This window comes from Schaalia sp. lx-100 (genome assembly GCF_021083625.1).
In the GTDB taxonomy this organism is placed as follows: Bacteria; Actinomycetota; Actinomycetes; order Actinomycetales; family Actinomycetaceae; genus Pauljensenia.
Genome location: NZ_JAJNRP010000006.1, coordinates 175,620 through 198,271 on the forward strand (window position 1 = coordinate 175,620; position 22,652 = coordinate 198,271).

A 22,652-nucleotide genomic window follows, 5' to 3' on the forward strand; every position below is an offset into this window, starting at 1 on the left:
GATAGCGCCTCGATTTCGTTAGCGCTAACGATGACTTTGTGAGGACGTAGGTACAGGGCTGTACCTTGTATATCAAGGGGTGAGATAGTGACAAACTTGCTTGAGCTAAAGGGGATCTCCAAGACCTTCCCTGGGGTCAAAGCGCTGTCGAATGTGAATATCAATCTTCGTGCCGGTGAAGTCCTTGGGCTTTGCGGCGAAAATGGCGCAGGAAAATCGACTCTCATGAAGATCCTCACGGGTATTTACACAGCCGATGCGGGGGGTGAAATTTGGCTAAATGGAGAGCAAGTTCAGGTTCAAAACCCCAATCATGCGCGTGACTTAGGCCTGAGCATTATCCATCAGGAACTGAATATTATTCCTGACCTCACTGTTGCCCAAAACCTCTACATTGGACGCCCAGGGTCACATACGGGTTCGTTTATCAGTGATGCGAAACTTGTGAAATCTGCACGTGAGCTTTTTGCTAGGCTCAACATGGATATCGACCCCACCGCCTACTGTCGTGACCTGCCGGTGGCTCGTTTACAGATGGTTGAAATTGCGCGAGCACTGTCATTTGATTCTCGTATTCTTGTGATGGATGAGCCAACCGCTGCTTTGACGACACGTGAAACAGAGACCCTATTTGGACTGATCCGTAATTTCGTTACACCTGAAACAGGCCTTATTTACATTTCTCACCGTATGCCGGAAATCGAAGAAATCACAGACCGTGTATCTGTGTTGCGTGACGGTGAGTATGTTGGAACTGTCAACACCAAAGAAACCGAAATGCGTGAGGTTATTTCGCTCATGGTGGGACGTGAAGTTCCTGCGGATGCTCGGCCGAAAACTTCCCCAGTGAGTGATGAAGTGGTTCTTCGTGTGAGCGATTTATCCACTCGTAAACTTTTGAAAGACATTTCTTTTGAGGTACGCAAAGGCGAGATCTTTGGTTTTGCTGGCCTGATGGGGGCTGGACGTACAGAGGTCGCGCGTTGCGTATTCGGAGCTGACCATCGAGTCAGCGGCGACATTGAAATTAATGGTCGTAAAACCTCTATCCACAGTGCGCGTGATGCTGTACGTGCAGGTATTGGTTACCTTTCAGAAGACCGCAAACGTTATGGTCTTCTTTTGGAACAAGACATTAAATTCAACTCAGTATTAACGTCGATGGAGACTTTCTCTGTCGCTTCGGTTCTGCAAGGACGTAAGATCGCTCGCGAAGCCGAAGAATACGTTGATAAATTGCGGACTCGTACACCATCGGTCAATCAGCTTCTGCGTAATTTGTCCGGTGGTAACCAGCAAAAAGTCATTATCGCCAAGTGGTTGATCCGTGACAGTGAAGTTCTTATTTTCGATGAACCGACTCGCGGTATTGACGTTGGCGCAAAAGAAGAAATCTACGAACTTTTAGAGGAACTCGCGGCACAAGGGAAAGCTATCATTGTGATTTCCTCTGAACTACCGGAAGTTCTTCGTCTCTCGCACCGAATTGCCGTGATGGCTCACGGTCGCATTATCGGCACCCTCACCAATGAGGAAGCCACTCAGGAAAACATCATGGAACTGGCCACTGTCGGCCAGACTGAAGCGAATGGAGAAGTCGCGTGACTAAGGCAGCAGCTAAGGCGGCCCCTCAAAACCCTGTGATCGCCGCCATTAAATCCCAGATGCAGTTAATCTTCGTGATGCTCGCTCTGGTTGTGGTGTACCTGTACTTCATGTTTGCGGCACCCAACTTCGCACAATTTGGCATCTTCATGGATATCCTGCTTCAAGCAGCGTTTATGGGTGTGATGGCTCTCGGTGCTACTTTCATCATTGCCACCTCAGGTATCGACTTGTCAGTTGGTACAGGTATGACTTTCGTAGCAGTTTCTGCGGGCTTCTTCCTCTCCGAAGATGCAGGAAAATTTGGTCTCCCTTTGGTTGTCGGCTTAGTGCTCACACTTCTTGTCGGCGCATGTATGGGCTTCATTAATGGTGTGAATGTGTCACTCCTTGGCCTACCGCCGTTCATTGCGACACTGGCTATGATGATGGTGGCACGTGGTTTATCACTGGTTTTGTCAGGATCCCAAACCATTTCCATTAAAAACCCAGGCTACATTGCCCTTTCAACAGGTGAACTCATTCCCGGCTTCACGAACGCGGCCCTAATTTTCATTGTTGCTGCTATCGTTGCGGCTTTCTTGATGAACAAAACCCTTCTAGGTCGTTATTCAATCGCTATCGGCTCAAATGAAGAAGCAACCCGCCTTTCCGGTGTCAATGTTCGCTTCTGGAAGATCCTCATTTACACCGTTGCAGGTATCTTCATGGCTCTCGGAGCCATTTTGTACTCGGCACGTTTCGGATTCGTTCAGCCTGCTGAAGGTATCGGATTCGAACTGAATGTCATCGCGGCAGTTGTTATCGGCGGTACTTCGCTGGCCGGTGGACGCGCCTCGATTTTCGGCACTGTCATTGGTGCCCTCCTCATGGAGACTCTGAAGAAAGGCTTGACCATGATGGGTGTGCCATCAGAATGGCAGCTCGTCGTCACAGGTATCGTCGTTCTTCTCGCAGTCTTCGTTGACAATATCCGTCGGGCACGGGCCGCTTCGGTCTGAGTCCCTTACACCACGGGCACTTCACGTGTCCATCCACAGATGTGGCGGAGCACCCGCTTCGTCATCACCACGAAAGGAACACCAATGCGCTCCATCGGACGTATTATTGCCGCTGCCGCGGTGGGAACCTTGGCCCTCGGTTTGGCTGCCTGCTCAAATGGCGGTGCCCAATCTGCTAGCAATGCTGCTGCCTCGGGTCAATCAGCCGCTTCCGCTCCTGCAGGAGGCGACACCATTTACCTCGTGTCAAAGGGCTTCCAGCACCGCTTCTGGCAAGCAGTGAAGGAAGGCGCTGAACAGGCTGGCAAGGAATTCGGATACAAGGTTGTATTTGTCGGTCCTGAAAACGAACAGCAAGTGACACAGCAGCTTGACATGCTCAAGTCTGCTCTGGATGCTAAGCCTGCCGCTATCGGCTTCGCCGCTCTGGACTCAGGTGCAGCTCAGCCTGTTCTGGAAAAGATCAAGGCTGCCAATATTCCGGTTATCGCATTCGACTCTGGTGTGGATTCCGACATTCCATTGACCACAGTCCAGACAGATAACTACGCTGCTGCGCAAGAAGCCGCTAAGCACATGGTTGAACTGATTGGCGGTAAAGGCACAGTTGGTTTAGTCTGCCATGACCAGACCTCTGAGACAGGTAAGAAGCGTTGCACAGGCTTCCAGGACTACATGAAGAAGAACGCTCCTAATGTCAAGGTCCTCGAACCACAATATGCCGGTGAAGTTGGTCTGGCTGCGAACACAACCAAGTCCATTATCCAGGCAAATAACGACATCGTAGGCATCTACGGCTCCAACGAAGCTGCTGCAACCGGTGCTATTCAGGGTGCAAATGAAGTTGGTAAAGCTGGTCTGTCAGTTGTTGGTTTCGACTCCGGCAAGACTCAGATTGAAGCTATCAAAGCTGGCACACAGGCAGGCGCTGTTACACAGGCTCCTGTGCGTATCGGTTACGAAACCGTGAAGGCTGCAATCGCCGCTATCAAGGGCGAGAAGCTTGAAAAGGTTATCGACTCCGGCTTCGCTTGGTACGACAAGTCCAACATCGACGATTCAAAGATCAAAGCGAACCTGTACGAGTGACGTACAAGCGGAGTAGGGCGAGTGCGAGCAATCTGCTCGCCCTACTCCACACCCACACATAAGGATCCGAGGGGGAACTCACCCCTCCAGAAACACATAAAGGAATAAAGGGATATGACTCAGCACCCCCGTATCGGTATCCGCCCCACTATTGACGGTCGACGTCGCGGAGTACGCGAAAGCCTTGAAGACCAGACAATGGCAATGGCACAGCGCGTCGCTAAACTTTTTACTGAAAATCTTCGCTACATCGATGGTGAACCTGTTGAAGTTGTCATTGCTGACACTACAATTGGTGGCGTTGTTGAAGCACAAAATTGCGCCGCTAAATTCCGTCGTGAAAATGTGGGGCTCACACTGAGCGTCACGCCATGTTGGTGCTACGGAACAGAAACCGTTGACATGGACGCCAATATGCCTCACGCAATCTGGGGATTTAATGGCACTGAACGTCCTGGCGCTGTCTACCTTGCTGCTGCTCTGGCCGGACACGCACAACTGGGAATCCCAGCCTTCGGTATCTACGGAAAAGAAGTTCAAGACTGCGACGACGAAACCATTCCAGCAGATGTACGAGGACGACTCCTTGACTACGCAACCGCTGGACTTGCCGTTGCACAAATGAAAGGTGAATCCTACCTTTCAATGGGTGCCGTCTCTATGGGTATCGCAGGATCCGTTGTAAAAGATGAATTCTTTGGCCCCTACCTGGGTATGCGCAACGAATACATCGACATGACGGAATTTACCCGCCGTATCGACGAAAAAATCTACGACGAAGAAGAATACGAAGTCGCATACAAGTGGATTCGTGAAAACCTGACACAAGGTGAAGACTTCAACCCCGAGCACAATCGTCATCCTGAACTCCACGAAGAATGGTGGAAGTTCGTCACCAAGATGACCCTCATCGGTCGTGACCTCATGCGCGGTAACCCCAAGCTCGCTGAAGCTGGCTGGGGCGAAGAAGCGCAAGGGCACGGTGCTCTTGCCGCTGGTTTCCAAGGACAACGCCAATGGACTGACCATTTCCCCAATGGCGATGTTTTAGAAACCCTGCTGAACACTAACTTTGACTGGACCGGAAAGCGTCAGCCATGCATTCTTGCCACAGAGAATGACTCACTGAACGGTGCTTCCATGCTCTTTGGTCACTTACTGACCAACACGCCTCAGATCTTCTCTGACGTGCGTACATACTGGAGCCCAGAATCCATTGAACGTATTACCGGCTGGAAACCCGAAGGCCGTGCAGCTGTTGGCCTACTTGATCTACGCAACTCAGGTTCAACAACGCTTGACGGTGCTGGACGTTCTGTACGTGACGGTGAGCATGTCATTAAGCCTTGGTGGGAAATGACAGATGAAGACCAGCAGGCTGCTTTGGATGCCACCACATTCCATCCGGCCACGTATGAATACTTCCCTGGTGGAGGTTTCTCCACGCACTTCCGCACTTCAGGTGAAATGCCTGTGACCATGTGCCGCATCAACCTGGTTGCCGGTAAGCCGGTTATTCAGATTGCTGAAGGCTGGACAGTAGAGCTTCCTGATGAGGTATCGACAATCATCGAAAACCGCACCGACCGCGCATGGCCAACCACCTGGTTTGTTCCAAATCTGACAGGTGAAGGCGCTTTTGCAAGCGTTTACGATGTGATGAACAACTGGGGTGCAAACCACGGTGCCATCAGCTATGGACATATTGGTGGGCAACTCATCACCTTGGCCTCAATGTTGCGTATTCCTGTGAATATGCACAATGTGCCGGAAGAACGTATTTTCCGTCCAAAGGCATGGTCACTGTACGGCACCGCAGATCTTGAAAGTGCCGACTACCGCGCATGTGAATCTTTCGGTCCGCTCTACCGATAAGTTTCCACAATAAGCTACGAAAAGTGGCCTAGGGTCACATAAGCCCTAGGCCACTCGTGTAGTTCACTGACATATCTGTAATAGCGCTGCTGCTTTTTGCAGATAACTGGAACATGCCACTGACATATCTAACGCCACATGAAGATCCTTCTCGCGCACATTTAACGACACTGAAGCTCTGAAGCGAAATAGCAAAACAATAAGTTCGTACACTTCATGTGCTTCTCACAGTACAAATGGAACACGCAACGAAATGGCAGGGCCATACGAAGCGTGCGGGGCGGTTTTTCTTTGAGGTGAATTCGACAATCGGAGAAAAAATGACTACGGTTCTTGCAGTTGATCTTGGATCTTCCTCTGGGCGCGTGTTAGCCGGTACGTTCAAAGATGGGCGTATTGAAGTTACTCATATCCATCGTTTTTATCATGAAGCACAACGAGTCAATGGGGCACTGTTGTGGGATCTTGAGTCACTGTGGAACGAAACGGTTCATGGACTCACATTAGCTATTCAACAATTTCCAGATGCCCAGTCGGTTTCTGTTGACACGTGGGGTGTGGATTTTGTTCCACTTGATCGTCAGGGTCAGCCTGTAGGAACTCCACATGCGTATCGTGATGAGCGGACGGTGCGAACACATGAAGAATTTCGTGCTCGTCTAAATGACCGTGAGTTTTTCACTCTCACAGGTATTGCACCTGCAACGATTAATACAGCGAATCAGCTTGTGGCACTCACAATTGAAGAACCTGAACTTGTTGATCGTATAGATAAGGTTCTTTTACTGCCAGATTATTTCGCATGGAAGCTATCCGGTATTCAAGGATGGTCGCGTTCTATTTGTTCCTCCTCAGGATTATGTGAACCTGGGTCGCCACGCTGGTCAGATGAAGTTTTTGCGCGATTAGGTGTGCCGCGTCACTGGGTGGGGGAACTGAATGATGATTTAACGGTGGTAGGCCAGTGTCGCGTCCCTGGATTAGAACAGCTGACCGTTGTACGTGGTGGTGCGCACGATACGGCGTGCGCAGTTCATGCGCTTCCGATTGACGAGGGCGTGGATGCTTGGTGGCTGTCGTGCGGTTCATGGTCGGTGCTTGGTGCTATGGAAGATCACGCACTGACTTCACCTGAGGCTTTCCAATTAGGTTTAACGAATGAATCACGGACAGACGGGGGTGTGCGTCCCTTATTCAACATTACGGGGATGTGGATCCTGCAGGAGCTGCAACGTCAATGGGAGCGTGAAGGAAATCCAACGGATATTGATGAGTTGGTTGCGGCTGCTCGTGAGTGTCCTTCACCGGATGTCCTTATTGATCCTGATGAACCGTATTTTGCCGAACAGGGTGAAATGGTTGAAAAAGTGAATAGGTACCTTGCTGACCGTGGTGCTACTCAACCTGCATCCGAAGCTGAATATGTGCGTCTCGTTATTGAATCTTTTGCTGCGCGTTATGCGCGAGGGATTGATGATCTTGCGCAGATCACAGGCTATAGGCCGCAGCAGTTGAATGTGGTAGGCGGAGGTTCGCGTAACCATTTGTTGTGCGATTTAACCGCTCAAGCTGCTCAGGTCAGAGTGGTTGCCGGACCTGTTGAAGCTTCTATCCTTGGTTCTTTGCTGGCCCAGTTAGAGATTCTGGGACATCTTGATCCGGCACTTCGCCCTGCAGTTATCGCAAAAACAGCAAAGACGCATGTACATGAACCAGCTCAGCTCTAAACGCGTTTCTCAAGCGGATGTTGCCCGTATTGCCGGTGTGTCGGTGAATACGGTTTCTCGCGTGGTGCGTGATGATCCGGAAGTAGCTGAATCTACCCGTAAGCGTATTCAGGCTGTATTGCATGAGGTCGGTTATCGTCCTAATTATGCGGCTCGTTCGCTTGTGAGTAAACGAACGGGTGTTTTGCATGTGACTTTAGCTGCGCCGATGTTTCATGGGCATGCGCGAGTGCTTTTGTCAGTAATGAATGCGGCAGCGGCTGCGGGTTTTCACGTGTCTGTTTCTAATGCGTGGGGTCAGGGTAATCGGGATCCTCATGAAATTGCGCCTTTTGATGTGGATGGCGTGGTGATTTTAGGTGGTCAAGAACCGACGGTCGATATGGCTTTACGATGTGGGAAGTCTGTTCCGACGGTGCTTTTGCTTTCGTCGGAACAAGGGCTTGATGGTGTTGGTACTGTCATCGTTGATAACGTGAAAGGCTCCTATCTGGCAACGAAACACTTGTTACATCAAGGCGAGAGGGACATTCTTTATTTGGAAGGTCCACGTTCTTGGAGTGATGCCCTTAAACGTCGTCAGGGTTTTGATGAGGCCTGCCAAGAGTGGGGGATTGAAGGGCGCATTGTATCCAGTGACTCGTGGAATGCCCGTGAGGGCTATGATGCGATGCTTTCGGTTCTTGATTTGCCGTCAGCATTGGCTTGCAGTAACGATCAGTTGGCGATGGGCGCGATGTGTGCTTTACAAGAGCGCGGTGTGTCAATTCCGAATGATATTCGAGTGGTTGGCTTCGATGATATGGATGGGTCGGAGTGTTTTTTCCCTCCTTTGACAACGATTCGTCAGCCTTTTGATCGTGTGGGTGGCAGTGCTGTCCGTCAGATACGTCAAATGTTGGATGGAAGTCCTCCGCAGGATATTTCTTTGGAACCAGAATTGGTTATTCGTTCGAGTTCTGTACGAAAATAAATGATTGAAAGGGTATAGAAATGCTGTATGGTCCGATGACTCACCCGCAGTTTTTACGTGCTTTAGCTGCAGCGGGGCATGGGTCAAAGATTTTGTTGGCGGATGGGAATTATCCTCACACGACGGGTGTGAATCCGAATTGTGAGTTGGTGAGTTTGAATCTTGCTCCTGGAATGTTAACGGTTTCGCAGGTTCTTGAGGTTTTGAAACAGACGATTCCAATTGAAAAAGCGGAGATCATGGTTCCAGAGGCGGATCAGGATCCGATTGAAATTCCAGCTCACGCGCAGTACCGTGAGGCTTTGCCTGATGTGGAGTTTGGTGAGATTGCGCGTTTTGCTTTCTATGATGCGGCTCGTAGTCAAGATGTTGGCATCATTGTGGCAACAGGCGATCAGCGTTTGTATGCGAATTTATTGTTAACAGTGGGGGTTCGTCACCCAGGAGAATGATTTTGTTATGAGGAATAGCGCTGTTCTGCATCGCGTTGAGGTTATGACATTAGGTGCAGTACGGCGCTATTTCGTTTTTTCATTATAGTTCGTTTGTTGTGGAATATATTTTTCAGATTTTTACCTTATTTTCAGGTGAAATAGGATGAAAATATGTCAGAGAGTGGGCTTGCGCACTTTCGTTTTATTATCTATTCTTAGGTAGAGCGAAAGATAAAACGATATAAAACGTAAATGTTTTTCTCGTGTGCACAAGGAGGTGGCATATGAATAAACAAGAACGTCATGCGACTATATTGGATCGCCTTGCCGCCGACGGAGAAGTCAGTGTCACCACGCTGTCAGAAGACCTTGGAGTTTCACCTGTGACAGTACGAGCAGCACTGTCAGAACTAGAAAAACTTGGCTACCTTGTTAGAACTCACGGTGGCGCACGACCTACCACATATCGCAATATCCGATTACGACAAACTGATCGTGTTGAACAAAAAGAACGTATTGCCGCGGCCGCGGCCGCAATGGTACGCGACGATGACCGCATTATGATCGAGGCGGGAACGACTTGTTCTCTGATCGTTAAACATCTTTCTGGGCTGCGTGGTGTACAAATCGTTACGAACTCGGTTCTTGTTTTCGCTAACGCCCGCTCAAATCCGCATTTCACATTAACGCTGACAGGCGGGCAATACAGACCAGAATCAGAATCCCTGGTAGGCCCGGTTGCTGAAAGATCTATTAACGCTTTCAACGCACGTATCGCCTTTTTAGGGACGGACGGTTTTAGTATCGACCGAGGTTTAACAACACAGCTAGTCGAAGGCGGACAAGTTGGTTCGCTGATGCGTGAACGCGCTGAACAGACATGGCTGCTTGCAGACTCGTCTAAATATGGACGAGCTGGTTTTGTGAGTTTCATGGGGATCGATCAGATCAGTGGAATCATCACCGATGATGAACTAGCTGTAGACCCTAGGGAAGAATTATCAGCGCGTACTCATATGCGCATCGTTTAGGAGGAAAATAATATGGCGTCCATCGTGGTGATGCCCCAACTGGGTAACTCCGTCGAATCCTGCATCATTATGTCGTGGGAGGTCGCAGTTGGTGACACAATCGCAGTTGACCAGACTCTCTGTTCCATTGAAACCGATAAAGCAACGATGGATGTTCCCAGCACAGAAGCTGGAACTGTCCTAGCGATTCTTGCGCAAGAAGGTGACGAGGTCCCTGTCAAAGACCCAATCTTGATAGTCGGTGAAGCAGGTGAAGACATCACTTCACTGATGCCAGCAGGTGCAGCCTCAGAAGAAACAGCAGCCCCATCAGATAAAACAGTTGACACCCCTCAAACGCAGGCCCCGGCAGCCCCAACGTACACCACCGGTGTGAATGATGGTGCTGTCTCACCTCGCGCACGTGTCCTCGCTGAACAATATGCAGTGGACACCGCCACCTTGACACAAGGCTCAGGTCCTCATGGGCGAATCATCGAACGCGACATTCAGGCCCACGTTGCCGAGCATCCGACACTCACTTCATCTGCGCGCGCTCAAGGCGGCCAGGCAGCACAAGGAACTGGTATCGGTGGACGAGTCACCACAGCAGATCTGAATAACGCGCCCGCACAAGAATCCTTTGTTACTGCTGCTCCAAGTGAAACACGTGAATTCCCCGGGGCTTCCACCTCTGCTCCGCTGAAGGGAATCCGCAAAGTTGTTGCGGAACGAATGATGGCTTCCCTGAATGAAACAGCTCAACTGTCCTACACCGTTACTGCGAATGCTGCTGGACTGTTGGCTATGCGTAAGAAGCTCAAGAATTCCGATGAAAGCCTCGGCTTGAACGGTATCACCATTGGAGACCTCGTAGGTTATGCCCTTGTACGTACCTTGACGAAGTACCCAACCTTTAACTCACACCTCGATAATGGCGTATTCACCACATTCGAGAATGTGCACCTTGGTTTTGCTGCGGATACTCCTCGTGGCCTTTTGGTTCCTGTTGTGCGCTACGCAGACACAATGACACTGAAACAGTTCTCAGCAGCCTCTAAGCAGCTTGCCTCAGAAGCTATCGCAGGAAATATCAACCCTGAACTACTTGGTGGTGGAACATTTACAGTGTCGAACCTTGGTAGCTTCGGAGTTGAAACTTTCACACCGATTATTAATCGCCCTCAAACAGCGATTCTTGGTGTGGCAGCGATTACGCCTCGCCCGAACGTGAAAGCAGATGGCTCAATTGGTGTTGAACAACGTATCGGATTCTCGCTTACAGCTGACCATCAAGTGATCGACGGTGCAGATGCCGCTCGATTCCTCCGTGACCTCGTGGCCGCGATTGAAAACATTGACGTCACGGTTCTGGCCTGACGCCTGATACAACACACAGGAGAAAACACAGATGACTGAGACTCACTTCGATGTCATTGTTCTAGGCGGCGGTCCGGGTGGATATCTTGCTGCTGAGCGCCTTGGACATGCAGGGAAGAAAGTTCTTCTTATTGAAGAAACAGCTCTTGGAGGAACCTGCTTAAATGTGGGATGTATTCCAACAAAAACCCTCCTCAATGGGGCAAAAAATTACATCCACGCTAAAGAAGCCAGCCAATTCGGTGTAGACGTAACAGGCGTGACCTTCGACTGGGCGCGTATGCAAGCCTGGAAAGAACAGGTAGTTGCAGGTCTTGTTGGTGGTGTCGGAGCCGCTGAACGTAAAGCAGGTGTCACCGTTATTCACGCGCGCGGACATTTCGACGGGCCCGGTCGTGTGAGCGCAGAAGGTACGACCTATACAGCAGAGCACGTCATTTTGGCAACGGGTTCAGTTCCTGTTATACCGCCACTGCCTGGCGTAGAAAATAATCCAGCGGTCGTGGACTCTACAGGAATCCTTTCGCTAGATGAGGTTCCTAAACGCCTTGCTGTCATTGGTGGCGGTGTCATTGGTGTGGAATTTGCTTCACTTTTTTCCACACTTGGCAGTGAAGTAACCGTAATTGAAATGGCTCCGGAAATCCTGCCTTTCATGGATAATGACATGGCCGCTCAATTACGAGGCGCAATGTCGGGCATTACCTTTGAATTAGGATGCCGAGTTGAAAGTCTAGACGGGGCTGCGGTTACCTACTCTAAAGACGGCGAGAAAAAAGTTATTGAAGCAGATGTCATCCTCATGGCGGTGGGGCGACGACCTGCAACACAAGGATGGGGCGCGCAAGAGAGCGGACTTGAAATAAACCGTGGCATTGTTGTCGATGACCGTATGCGCACGAATCTGCCAAATGTATGGGCCATCGGTGATGTGACAGGACGCTCCTTACTTGCTCATGCGGCATATCGGATGGGTGAAATCGCAGCGGCAAATATTCTTGATCCGCAAGCTCATCGTCGTGGTGAAGTGATGCGTTGGCATACAGTTCCGTGGGCCGTGTACTGCTTGCCTGAAGCTGCCGGTGTGGGACTTACCCAGTCACAAGCGCAGAAAGAAGGACGCGACGTCCTTATCGGAAAAGTTCCTGCACAGATGTCAGGCCGTTTTATTGCTGAAAATGGTTTCCGCGCGCCAGGATCCGCAAAAATTGTTGTTGATCCTCGCACACATCAGGTTCTCGGCGTTCATGTCCTTGGCGCATACGCTGCTGAAATGATTTGGGGTGCGCAAGCGATTCTTGAAATGGAACTGACCGTCGAAGACTTACGACAAGTCGTATTCCCACATCCAACGGTCAGCGAAGTCATTCGTGAAGCTGCGTGGGCTGTCAGTCTCTGAAATATAAACCCATTTCCACTGAAGGAAAGAAAAATGACGAAAACACTTATTGTTGATCCTGCAAAAGTACGTGCACGTGGTACTTTGAACTTGCCTGAAATCCCTTTGAATTCCTACGAATTTAACCTTGAAACCGAAGTGAATCGCTACGGTCAAGACGGGCTTGTGCGCATGCTGCACGACATGATTGTCATTCGCACATTTGAATCAATGCTTGATTCCATTAAAAAGACCGGCGAATGGGAAGGCGTCGCCTACGATCACAAAGGCCCGGCGCACCTTGGTATCGGACAAGAAGCCGCATACGTGGGCCAGTCTTTTGTTCTTAGCCCCGACGACCAATTATTTGGCTCTCACCGCTCCCACGGTGAAATTTTGGCTAAATGCTACTCCGCTATGCGTCAGATCGATGATGCCTCTCTTGAAAAAATCATGAAAGAGTTCCTTGACGGAGAAACACTGTCCTTTGCTGAAAAAATTGATTTCGCACATACGAAAGAACTGACTGAAAACTTCATCCTTTTTGGTGCGCTCGCAGAAATCTTCGCTCGTAAATCAGGCTTTAACCGAGGCCTTGGCGGATCAATGCATACATTCTTCCTGCCCTTTGGTTCATACCCGAATAACGCAATTGTGGGCGGTTCAGCTCCTGTCGCTAACGGTGCTGCCTTGTACAAGCGCATTAACCGTAAACCAGGCATTGTGGTGTCAAATATTGGTGACGCGGCAATGGCGTGTGGTCCTGTATGGGAAGCAATGAACTTTGCCACGATGGATCAGTTCTCTACATTGTGGCGTGAGGAGGACGGTGGCTACCCGCCGATCCTGTTCAACTTCTTCAATAACTTCTACGGTATGGGTGGGCAAACCTTCGGTGAAACAATGGGCTATGAAGTCCTCGCACGTGTAGGCGCCGGCCTGAACCCTGAAGCAATGCACGCGGAACGTGTAGACGGTATTAACCCGCTTGCAGTTGCGGATGCTGTGACACGCAAGAAGAAGATCCTCGAAGAAGGCCGCGGACCTGTCCTTATGGATACGCTGACCTACCGTTTCTCAGGTCACTCTCCTTCAGATGCCTCAAGCTACCGTGTACGTGACGAAGTTGCCCTGTGGGAAGAAGTCGATTGTATCGCTTCCTATTCTGATCTTCTGATTTCACATGGTCTGACCACGCAATCAGATATTGATGACTACACAGCAGCTTTCACCGAGAAACTGGTGAAGGTCCTCAAACTGGCAACTGATGAGGAAAATTGCCCGCGTGTTGCCGATGGCTACATCGAAACAGTCATGTTCTCCAACACTCCTGTTGAAGCAATGGACGAAGGCGAAGCCGAGATTGACTTGACTGACAATCCACGTGTCAAAGCCCTCGAAAAGAAGATCCGTAAGGCTGTTGACGACAATGGCAAACCGGTGTCGAAGATGAAGATGTTCCAGTTCCGTGACGCATTATTTGAGTCACTGGTTCACCGTTTCTCCATTGATCCCACAATGGCTGCTTGGGGTGAAGAAAACCGTGACTGGGGTGGCGCATTTGCTGTGTACCGTGGACTGACCGAAGCCCTCCCGTACCGTCGTCTCTTTAACTCACCGATTGCGGAAGCTTCCATCGTTGGTGCAGGTGTGGGCTACGCAATGGCTGGTGGACGTGCGGTTGTTGAACTCATGTACTGCGACTTCCTTGGTCGTGCAGGTGATGAAGTATTCAACCAGATGGCGAAGTGGCAATCAATGTCAGCTGGTTTGCTGAAGATGCCGCTGGTACTGCGCGTTTCGGTAGGTAACAAGTACGGTGCGCAGCACTCGCAGGACTGGACTGCTTTAACAGCACACATTCCAGGTCTGAAAGTATTCTTCCCCACCACTCCAACTGACGCGAAGGGTATGCTGAACCTTGCTTTGCGCGGAACAGATCCCGTGGTCTTCTTTGAAAGTCAGCTGCTGTATGACAAGGGTGAAGAATTTGAGCCGGAAGGTGTACCGACCGGATACTACGAAACACCTGAAGGCGAACCCGCTATCCGGCGCGAAGGCAGCGATATTACGATCGCAACAATCGGTGCAACCGTGTACCGTGCCCTCGAAGCAGCTGATATCTTGCAAGAGAAGTACGGAATGAGCGCTGAAGTAATTGATTTGCGTTTTATCGCTCCACTGAATTATGACAAACTGATTGCTTCTGTGAAAAAGACAGGGCGTTTGCTTTTGTCCTCTGACGCGGTTGAACGTGGTAATTTCTTGCACACAGTCGCAACGAATGTTCAATCTTTAGCTTTCGACGCTTTGGATGCTCCTGTGACTGTTGTGGGTTCACGTAACGGCATCACACCCGGACCTGAGCTGGAATCTTATTTCTTCCCTCAGCCTGAATGGATGATCGATGCGATTCATGAGCGTATCGTTCCTTTGCCGGGGCATGTTCCTTCAACGAACCAAACTGAAGGTGAACTCGCTCGTCGCAACCGACTGGGTATCTAACCCTTACTAGGGCTGAAATAGTCCTCTTTCGTGTGATTACCCTAGTCTGGCTGTGCCGCTGTCATAGTAAAAGTGACACAGCCAGACTCCCCTCCTTCTCCTATTCAATTTCAATGCCGGTACCTGTTTTCCCTGTGGAAGGCTTAACCAATGGAACCAACAAACGATCCTGCTCTTGCCCCCCAACAACGTCTCGACGCTTTACGAGAGGTTGCTGCGACGGAAGTATTCCCACAGTGGGTTCCAGAGTCCAATAACCATATTCACACCTGCTACTCGTTCAGTCCTTACACTCCCACGGGAGCTGCTTTAGGTGCTCGCAGAGCCGGTTTGCGTGTGGTTGGTTCAGTGGACCACGATTCTATTGCGGCAGCATCTGAAATGTCTGAGGCCACCAGAATTCTTGGCATGGGCTCCGTCACGGGTTTTGAATGTCGTGCCTTTTTTGATCCGAATGGTCCTTTTGCTTCGCGTAAGCTAAATAACCCTGATTCTGCGGGTATCGCATATATGACGGTGCAGGGTGTTCCTTCTCATGCGCGGCATCGTGTAGCTGAGTGGTTAGCTCCTCAACGCAGCGCTCGCTTGGAACGTACCCTTACGATGGCTCAGGCTGCGAATGACATCCTTGAAAGTTTAGGTTTGGAACCTTTCGATCCTCAAACTGACATGGTGGATATAAGTCAGTATGCAACTGGCGGGGGGATTACTGAGCGTCATCTGCTTTCTGCTATGGCGTCTGCTCTGATTCGTGGATTTGGTAAAGGTGAATCTTTAGTCAGAGGCTTGAAAGAGATGGGAGTGGTAATTCCTGCTTCGCTTGGTGGTTTGCTTGGTGATGAAGCAAATCCTCATGTGATGTATGACCTCCTTGGTGTGCTGAAATCCTCGTATTTGGAACGCATATACATTCAGCCGACAACAGAATGTTTGACAACGGAAGAAGTGGTTGCTTTTGCTGATTCGATCGGCGCCATTGCGACATATGCGTATTTAGGTGATGTGTCTGCCTCTCCGACGGGTGATAAGAAAGCAGAAAAATTTGAGGATGAATTCCTTGATGAACTGGTGGAAGCTGCCGCTGACCGCGGGTTGCGAGCGATCACCTACATGCCTCCGCGAAATACGTCTGAACAGTTACGACGAGTGCATGAGCTGGCGTTACGTTACGGGATGCTTGAAATTTCCGGAGTAGATATTAATCAGCCGCGTCAGTCATTTAACTGTCCTGAACTTCGTCGTCCGGAATTTGCTGATCTGAATGAGGCAACCTGGGCGTTGGTTGCTCATGAAGCTCTTGCGAGCGTAGACCCTGATTTGACCTTGTTGGGAACGCAGCGTCTGACACCTAACCGTCTAGCTGAACGTATTCGTCAGTATGCTCCGCTTGGCCGCGCTTATGCAGAGGGTGCGCAGGCATCTGATCTTGCTCAGCGTGCAACAGCAGTGTCGTGATGGTGTGCTGATACGACATGACGATTGGTGTCAAAGCAACAGATATCGCACATATGGGTCTGGCGTGGTTGTGAAAGATATGAGTTTGATCGGCTTGGATACGCTGAACGCATAGGAAAGAAAATATAACGACTTGAGTTATACCTCGTCAATGATGAAAGGAAAATAATGACTCACGCACCTGAAATTCGTGGCTTATTTTTAGAGGCGCTTGGCCGTCCGGTTATTGTGCGTCCCACAGATGCGCCTGCGGGCCTTACTATTCCAGATGATTTTTCGCAGGCTTCGCATGTTTTAGCGGGTGTTGAATTACCTGTTGTAGTTTCATATGGGGAAACTGCGTATGAGGTGACGGCTCTTTCGCGTGGTGAACGTGAGATTACTGGTCGTGTTGCTTTGGTGACCGGCGGGGCGCAGGGTTTTGGAGCTGAGATCGCACAGGGCCTTGTCAATCAGGGCTGTTTTGTCTATATCGCTGATTTGAATGGTGAAGGTGCTGCCGCAAAATCTGCGGAACTGGGGGCACATGCGACACATCCGATCACAGTGAATGTGGCAGATGAAGATTCTGTCGCAGCAATGGTTCAGGAAATTGAAAGTGTCACAGGGGGGCTTGACCTTGTGGTATCGAATGCGGGTATTGTTCGTGCCGGTTCTGTGTTGGAACAGGATGCTTCAGCTTTCCGCCTGTCAACGGATATTAACTATGTGGCCTTTTTCCTTGTAACGAAGCATTTGGGTGCTTTACTTGCGCGTCAACATTCAACAGCACCTACCTGGTTGACTGACATTATCCAAATCAATTCAAAGTCAGGTTTAGCTGGGTCGAATAAGAATGCCGCCTATGCTGGGTCCAAATTTGGTGGTATCGGGCTGGTTCAATCTTTCGCGTTGGAGCTTGTGGAATATGGCGTGAAAGTTAATGCGATTTGCCCTGGGAATTTCTATGATGGGCCTTTGTGGTCTGATCCGGAAAAGGGTCTGTTTGTTCAGTATTTGAATTCCGGTAAGGTTCCGGGGGCGCGCACAGTTGCTGATGTGAAAGAGTTCTATGAATCGAAGGTACCGATGCGCCGAGGGGCGACTGGTATTGATGTGTTGCGGGCAATCTATTACATCGTGGAGCAGGCTTATGAGACTGGGCAAGCTGTGCCTGTGACAGGTGGGCAGGTCATGCTGAATTAGGAGCATGCAGCAGGTCAGAACTTTCATTTCATGTTTTGAGGAGATTTTCTAATGACAACGTACCCTGAAAGTCAGTATGCGATTCAGATTGTCGGTGCTGATGATTTTATTGTGAATACTGAGAAACCTGTGGACGCGGTAGGTCCGCATCAGATGATGCTGAAAGTGGAGGCATGCGGTATTTGTTTCTCTGATACGAAGCTGCTTCATGCTTTTGATACACACCCACGGAAAGCGGAAGTAATTTCAGGTATTGATCCGCAGGCTTTGAAGGAAATCCCAGGTTATAAGCCTTCGTCGCTTCCAACAGTGCCCGGTCATGAGCCGGTGGGTCGAATTGTGGAGGTAGGCGATCAGGTTACGCACTTCAAGGTGGGGGATCGCGTGCTTGTCCAGGCTGACTGGAAGCATCTGCGTACTGCGAAGTCGAATGGGGCTTTCGGTTATAACTTTGAGGGTGCTTTGCAAGAATATGTGGTTCTTGATGAGCGCTGTGTGGTTTCACCTTCGGGTGAAGAATTCCTGATTCATGTATCAGAAGGTCCATCGGCTGCTGCAGTAGGTTTGATTGAACCTTGGGCAACAGTGGAAGGTTCATATGCTTGGCGTGAACGCAATCATGTTGCTGATGATGGTCGTTTGCTTGTGGTGGGTCAGGGCGATATTTCTGGACTTGTGGCAGAGCATGTTCCTGCGGAAATTGTCTCCGTTTCTGAGGCTGAAGCATTGGGGCTGGCCGATCAGACTTTCGATGACATCGTGTATTTTGGTGCGAATGCGGATGTGATTGAGGCTTTGTCATTGTTGCTGGGGACTCGCGCTGTCATGTGTGTGGTTCTTAGAGGGACGCAGATCGACCGTAAGGTGAGTCTGGATATTGGTCGTGTCCACTATGACTTCATACGTTTTTGTGGGACAACCGGTGATGATCCGCGCAATGGGTATGCATGGATTCCTGCAACAGGTGAGCTGCGTGAGGGCGATAGGGTTGCAATTATTGGTGCTGCTGGTCCTATGGGTCAGATGCATACGATGCGTGCGGTGACTTCTGGAGTATCAGGGATTAGTGTTGCCGGTACAGATGTGTCGGATGAGCGTTTAGAGGGCTTGCGTGCGGTTGTTGGACCGGTGGCAGCTTCGCGTGGGGTGCCGTTGGAAGTCATTAATACAGGGGTAACGCCTTTACAGGCGGGGTACACTCATCTGAGCTGTATGGTTCCTGTTCCGGCTTTGGTATCTCAAGCGGTAGATTTGGCAGCTCAGGGCGCTATTATCAATGCTTTTGCCGGTATTCCCGCGGGCACATTTGGTGATTTTGATTTGCAGGGCATTATTGAGCGCCACATTTTCATGCTGGGTACGTCAGGTTCAGATGTGTCAGATATGCGTACTGTGTTGCGTAAAATCGAGGACGGCATTATTGACACGACTATTTCACTGTATGCGGTGACGGGTATGGCTGGTTTTTCTGACGCGATTCATGCGGTGATGAACCGGACTTCTGGCGGTAAAATCATGGTTTTCCCGTCTTTGCATGATTTGGGGCTGACTCCGTTATCTGAGCTTGCTGATACTTTGCCGCAGGTTGCTGCATTGCTGAAGGATGGTTTGTGGACAAAGGAAGCAGAAGAAGCTTTACTTGCGACGGCTAGTTCTGAAGCGGTGGAGTCGTCACTGTGACTTTTTTCTGACCTGAGCGGTATTGCTTGTGGTTCTCAGAGCGTTTCGGGGGTGCGTTTCGGCGCACCCCCGACGTGTTTTGAGTTTTCAGGGGCACAAAGATGGGGGGAAGATTGTAGGTCAAAATGTGTTGCTGCTGGTAGGGAAGCGAAGTTTTGTAGGGTATGCGAAGCAAAGTTTTTTTGTTTTTGTTTTGGGCATCTTTGTTTTCGCTGCTCCTAGCACGGGTAAAAATTTACCCATTTTGCTCATATTTTGAAATTTTGCTTGACGTGTGTAAGGAAAACGCTTAGTCTGATCGTGATGCGTTGAGCGCGGCTCCGCAGTTGTTTTCTAGGGCTTTGCCTTACGCTTTGGTGGCATGCGTTGCCTGAGCATTTATTTTGTATTTGTTTCCGATGGAGGAAAACAATGAAGCGCATGCCGAGGATTCTTTTTACTTCAAAATTGGAATCTGAAGACAGCGTAATGAACATAAGTAGATATGCTGATGGTTCTCAAATTGATTCTTTTTCGGATCCTTGGCACAGGGCTATTGGAAGTATCAATGATTTGAGAACAAAGCGAATAAGCCCAAATATTGTGGAATGTTTGGGAACATACTCTGCCGGCGGTTACTACAGCACCACTGTCGGTTTTAGGGTCGAAACTCATGGGAATCAAGCTAGCATTTATGGTTTAGGGAGCTGATCGTATGCTGCATCCTTTAAAATCTTTCCTTCAGGTGCCTTTTGGTGAATATCTGATTTCGAATCTCTTGATATGGATTCTGATTTTCGCTGTCATCATTGGTGTTGGGGCACTGATTTTTTACTTCTATCGGGCGAATAAACAACAAAGGCGATTCTCCTCTGATGCCCCTGCACAGAAAGAAAATGAGTAATTCATTCATCATGACGTGTAATGATTTCGGAGCGACAATTTCCTCATAACAGAGCACAATCACCGCAACATGATTATCTGTGCTCCAATGACCTTGATCTAGCGTCCTCTATATAGAACCGTGCCGCCTCATACGTAATATGTGTACGAGGCGGCACGGTTCAAACTATTTCAATGGCTTATTGCCAATAGTCGAGTTTTTCGGTAATTCCGATGCGAGAGGCAACAAATTGAGGATTCACTCCTGCACGTTTTTGTTCTTCGTAGTCTTTAGCACATGCCAAAGCTTTAGATCCGAGTAACAAAATAACGGGAAGGTTAATTAATGCCATGCATCCCATGAGTAGGTCCCCGATATTCCACGCGAGGGAGAAATCCAATAGCGCGCCTGCAAAGACGAGTACAACAGCGAAAGCTCGGAAAGCCTGCAAAAGCCATTGCGGTGTTCCATGTGCACGGGTAAGGAAACGTAGGTTTACTTCGGCATAGTAGAAGTTCCCAATGATTGTGGTGAAAGCGAAAAGTACCAACGCAATTGTGGTGAACGGGAGCGCAAATTGGTGTAGGGCAGTTTCCATTGACTGAATAACCAGCGGTCCGCCTTTCAAATCTTCTCCCCCTTGAATACCGGATGACAGAATCAAGAAGGCTGTAAGGGTGCAGATAATCATGGTGTCAATAAAGACAGAGAGCATCTGCACAAGTCCCTGTTTAACAGGGTGCGAAACCGAAGCTGAGGCTGCTGCGTTTGGAGCGGAACCCACACCTGCTTCGTTAGAGTAGAGCCCTCGTTTAATACCAAGCATCATTGCCGAACCTGTGAAGCCGCCAAAGATCGCTGGGAAATCAAATGCGTTGGAAAAGATGGTTGAGAACATGTGCGGGACATTCCGCCAGTTCACGATGATGACGAATAAAGCAACGATGATGTAAATGGTTGCCATAACGGGGACCAGCAGGCTTGTAACGGTTGTGAGTCGTTTACTGCCTCCGAAAATTGATACTGCCATTGCGACAGCAAGAACGCCGCCGATGATGTAAGGGGTGAGTTCGGGGGTGTACCAGTCGTAGGCTGTGAAAGCTTCTGCGACATTGAATGAAGCTAAGAGGTTGAAGCCACCCATGTAGGTTGTAATGAGGGCGACGGCAAAAGTGATTGCGAGCCAGCGTTTTTTAAGGGCGCTTTCAATATAGTAGGCCGGTCCACCGATTGAATGATCGTCAGCGGTTTTACCTCGTTTTTTGTAGATCTGCGCCAGTGTTGATTCAACGAAAGCGCTTGCTCCGCCAAGGGTGGCGATGACCCACATCCAGAAGACCGCCCCGGGTCCACCGAGCGCGATTGCTGATGCGACACCTGTAATGTTGCCAACGCCAACTCGCGAGGCGGTTGAGACCATGAGGGCATGGAAAGAAGAGAGCTCGCCGCTGCGTTCGGGTCGTTCGGCGACTACTCGTATGGATTCTATGAAAAGGCGCAGGGGGAGTGCGCGTGAACGAATGAAGAAGTAGAGGCCTGTACCAATCAAGAGGGCTACCAATATATAGGTGTAAAGGTAACCGTTGATTTCACCAATGAGGTCGTTGATTTTTCCAGCGATTGTTTGGAAAAATGTCGTGTTTTCAGGTGAAAGCGAAAGCATAATGCACCTTTGTTTTGTCGATGTTTTTACTGTTCAGATACTTCGCGTGCCTAAGCAGCGGTGTAAAGCTAGAGAAATTGTAAAGCAATCATCATCTTTTATTGTAATTTTCGTATGTGTTGGCTGTGGCGTGCGGATCTGCGGTGTGGGTTGTTACGTATGGGGTTGTGTTGCCGCAGATGATGGCCGGGCAAGCGCTTCAGTGTGCCTTACTGTGCATGGGGTCGTGATTCCGTAGAGGGTGAGGGGAGGTATGTAAGTTGGCTGACTATTGGGAGTGGGTAAATAGGGCATCTTTTGTGCTGTGTCCACTAGGACGTAGGGAAGTTTTCTCAAAGCAGCAGAATTGGGATGTTATCTGTCCTATTAAGTTCGAGTTTCTTTGCGGTTTTGTGGACTTTTGCATGAAGTGCGTGAAGTCAATCAAATCTATGTGAGGCTGTGCCCTGTGCCCTGTGCCCTGTGCCCTGTGCCGTTGGAAAGATTTTTATTCTCTTTTTGCTGGAATTCCTAGGAGAGATGTAATGAAATAGTGTGGCCTGCGTTAAGTGGTGAGGAAGATTTTGGTGGAGTAGGCCTAAATTTTTGTGAGGCGTGGGTAACTTTTTTAGCATCCTTTTATGAGTGGTACATTGAGAAAATTCTGTGTTTGTAGGGGAATGAAAATTTAGTTCAGAAGTTCTTCTTTTTAGGGGTGACGAGCGTCGCAAATTTTGGTTTGACGTGTGCGTGGTGGGGTGGGTATTGTTTTTGTTTGTCGCCTGATGGGGTTTGCCGGTTGTGGTGGGTTTTGTTGGGTGGTGTGCCTGGCCTTGGTGCTGCGGGGTTTT

Annotated in this window: 16 protein-coding genes; 15 read left to right on the forward strand and 1 reads right to left on the reverse strand. The window is 49.6% G+C overall.

Annotated features, from left to right (window positions below; translation table 11 throughout):
• The first annotated feature begins 87 nt into the window (after positions 1–87).
• From LRP54_RS05855 to LRP54_RS05925, 15 genes are all read left to right on the forward strand, one after another.
• Complete coding sequence (locus tag LRP54_RS05855; RefSeq protein WP_231206060.1) at positions 88–1,605, forward strand: sugar ABC transporter ATP-binding protein; 1,518 nt, start codon at positions 88–90, stop codon at positions 1,603–1,605.
• Complete coding sequence (locus tag LRP54_RS05860; RefSeq protein WP_231206058.1) at positions 1,602–2,606, forward strand: ABC transporter permease; 1,005 nt, start codon at positions 1,602–1,604, stop codon at positions 2,604–2,606. Before LRP54_RS05855 ends, LRP54_RS05860 begins: the two co-directional genes overlap by 4 nt.
• Before the next feature lie 84 nt (positions 2,607–2,690).
• Positions 2,691–3,695, forward strand: coding sequence for an ABC transporter substrate-binding protein (locus tag LRP54_RS05865; protein WP_231206056.1), 1,005 nt, complete (start codon positions 2,691–2,693; stop codon positions 3,693–3,695).
• 114 nt (positions 3,696–3,809) lie between these two features.
• Positions 3,810–5,570 carry an L-fucose isomerase gene (locus LRP54_RS05870; RefSeq protein WP_231235346.1) on the forward strand — a complete coding sequence of 587 codons (1,761 nt, stop codon included), beginning with the start codon at positions 3,810–3,812 and terminating at the stop codon, positions 5,568–5,570.
• A 320-nt stretch (positions 5,571–5,890) separates the two neighbouring features.
• Positions 5,891–7,297, forward strand: coding sequence for a rhamnulokinase (locus LRP54_RS05875; RefSeq protein WP_231235347.1), 1,407 nt, complete (start codon positions 5,891–5,893; stop codon positions 7,295–7,297).
• Entirely contained in the window at positions 7,278–8,270 is a 993-nt protein-coding gene (locus tag LRP54_RS05880) for a LacI family DNA-binding transcriptional regulator (protein ID WP_231206050.1), read from the forward strand. The genes LRP54_RS05875 and LRP54_RS05880 overlap by 20 nt, the downstream gene beginning before the upstream one ends.
• A gap of 20 nt (positions 8,271–8,290) precedes the next feature.
• The gene (locus tag LRP54_RS05885; protein ID WP_231235348.1) at positions 8,291–8,722 is read left to right on the forward strand and encodes an RbsD/FucU family protein; all 432 of its coding nucleotides are present in this window, start codon (positions 8,291–8,293) and stop codon (positions 8,720–8,722) included.
• 266 nt (positions 8,723–8,988) lie between these two features.
• Positions 8,989–9,735 carry a DeoR/GlpR family DNA-binding transcription regulator gene (locus LRP54_RS05890; RefSeq protein WP_231206046.1) on the forward strand — a complete coding sequence of 249 codons (747 nt, stop codon included), beginning with the start codon at positions 8,989–8,991 and terminating at the stop codon, positions 9,733–9,735.
• A gap of 12 nt (positions 9,736–9,747) precedes the next feature.
• Positions 9,748–11,094 carry a dihydrolipoamide acetyltransferase family protein gene (locus tag LRP54_RS05895; protein WP_231235349.1) on the forward strand — a complete coding sequence of 449 codons (1,347 nt, stop codon included), beginning with the start codon at positions 9,748–9,750 and terminating at the stop codon, positions 11,092–11,094.
• A 31-nt stretch (positions 11,095–11,125) separates the two neighbouring features.
• The gene (gene lpdA, locus LRP54_RS05900; protein WP_231206042.1) at positions 11,126–12,493 is read left to right on the forward strand and encodes a dihydrolipoyl dehydrogenase; all 1,368 of its coding nucleotides are present in this window, start codon (positions 11,126–11,128) and stop codon (positions 12,491–12,493) included.
• A gap of 33 nt (positions 12,494–12,526) precedes the next feature.
• Positions 12,527–14,977 carry an alpha-ketoacid dehydrogenase subunit alpha/beta gene (locus tag LRP54_RS05905; protein ID WP_231235350.1) on the forward strand — a complete coding sequence of 817 codons (2,451 nt, stop codon included), beginning with the start codon at positions 12,527–12,529 and terminating at the stop codon, positions 14,975–14,977.
• 150 nt (positions 14,978–15,127) lie between these two features.
• Positions 15,128–16,432 (forward strand): PHP domain-containing protein, encoded by a 1,305-nt coding sequence (locus LRP54_RS05910; RefSeq protein WP_231235351.1) that lies wholly within the window; start codon positions 15,128–15,130, stop codon positions 16,430–16,432.
• 168 nt (positions 16,433–16,600) lie between these two features.
• The gene (locus LRP54_RS05915; protein ID WP_231235352.1) at positions 16,601–17,617 is read left to right on the forward strand and encodes an SDR family NAD(P)-dependent oxidoreductase; all 1,017 of its coding nucleotides are present in this window, start codon (positions 16,601–16,603) and stop codon (positions 17,615–17,617) included.
• Between the two features lie 51 nt (positions 17,618–17,668).
• Complete coding sequence (locus LRP54_RS05920) at positions 17,669–19,297, forward strand: alcohol dehydrogenase catalytic domain-containing protein (protein WP_231235353.1); 1,629 nt, start codon at positions 17,669–17,671, stop codon at positions 19,295–19,297.
• A 694-nt stretch (positions 19,298–19,991) separates the two neighbouring features.
• Positions 19,992–20,180 (forward strand): hypothetical protein, encoded by a 189-nt coding sequence (locus LRP54_RS05925; RefSeq protein WP_231235354.1) that lies wholly within the window; start codon positions 19,992–19,994, stop codon positions 20,178–20,180.
• Between the two features lie 178 nt (positions 20,181–20,358).
• Here LRP54_RS05925 and LRP54_RS05930 read toward each other — a convergent pair whose 3' ends face one another.
• Complete coding sequence (locus LRP54_RS05930) at positions 20,359–21,822, reverse strand: alanine/glycine:cation symporter family protein (protein WP_231235355.1); 1,464 nt, start codon at positions 21,820–21,822, stop codon at positions 20,359–20,361.
• Positions 21,823–22,652 lie beyond the last annotated feature (830 nt).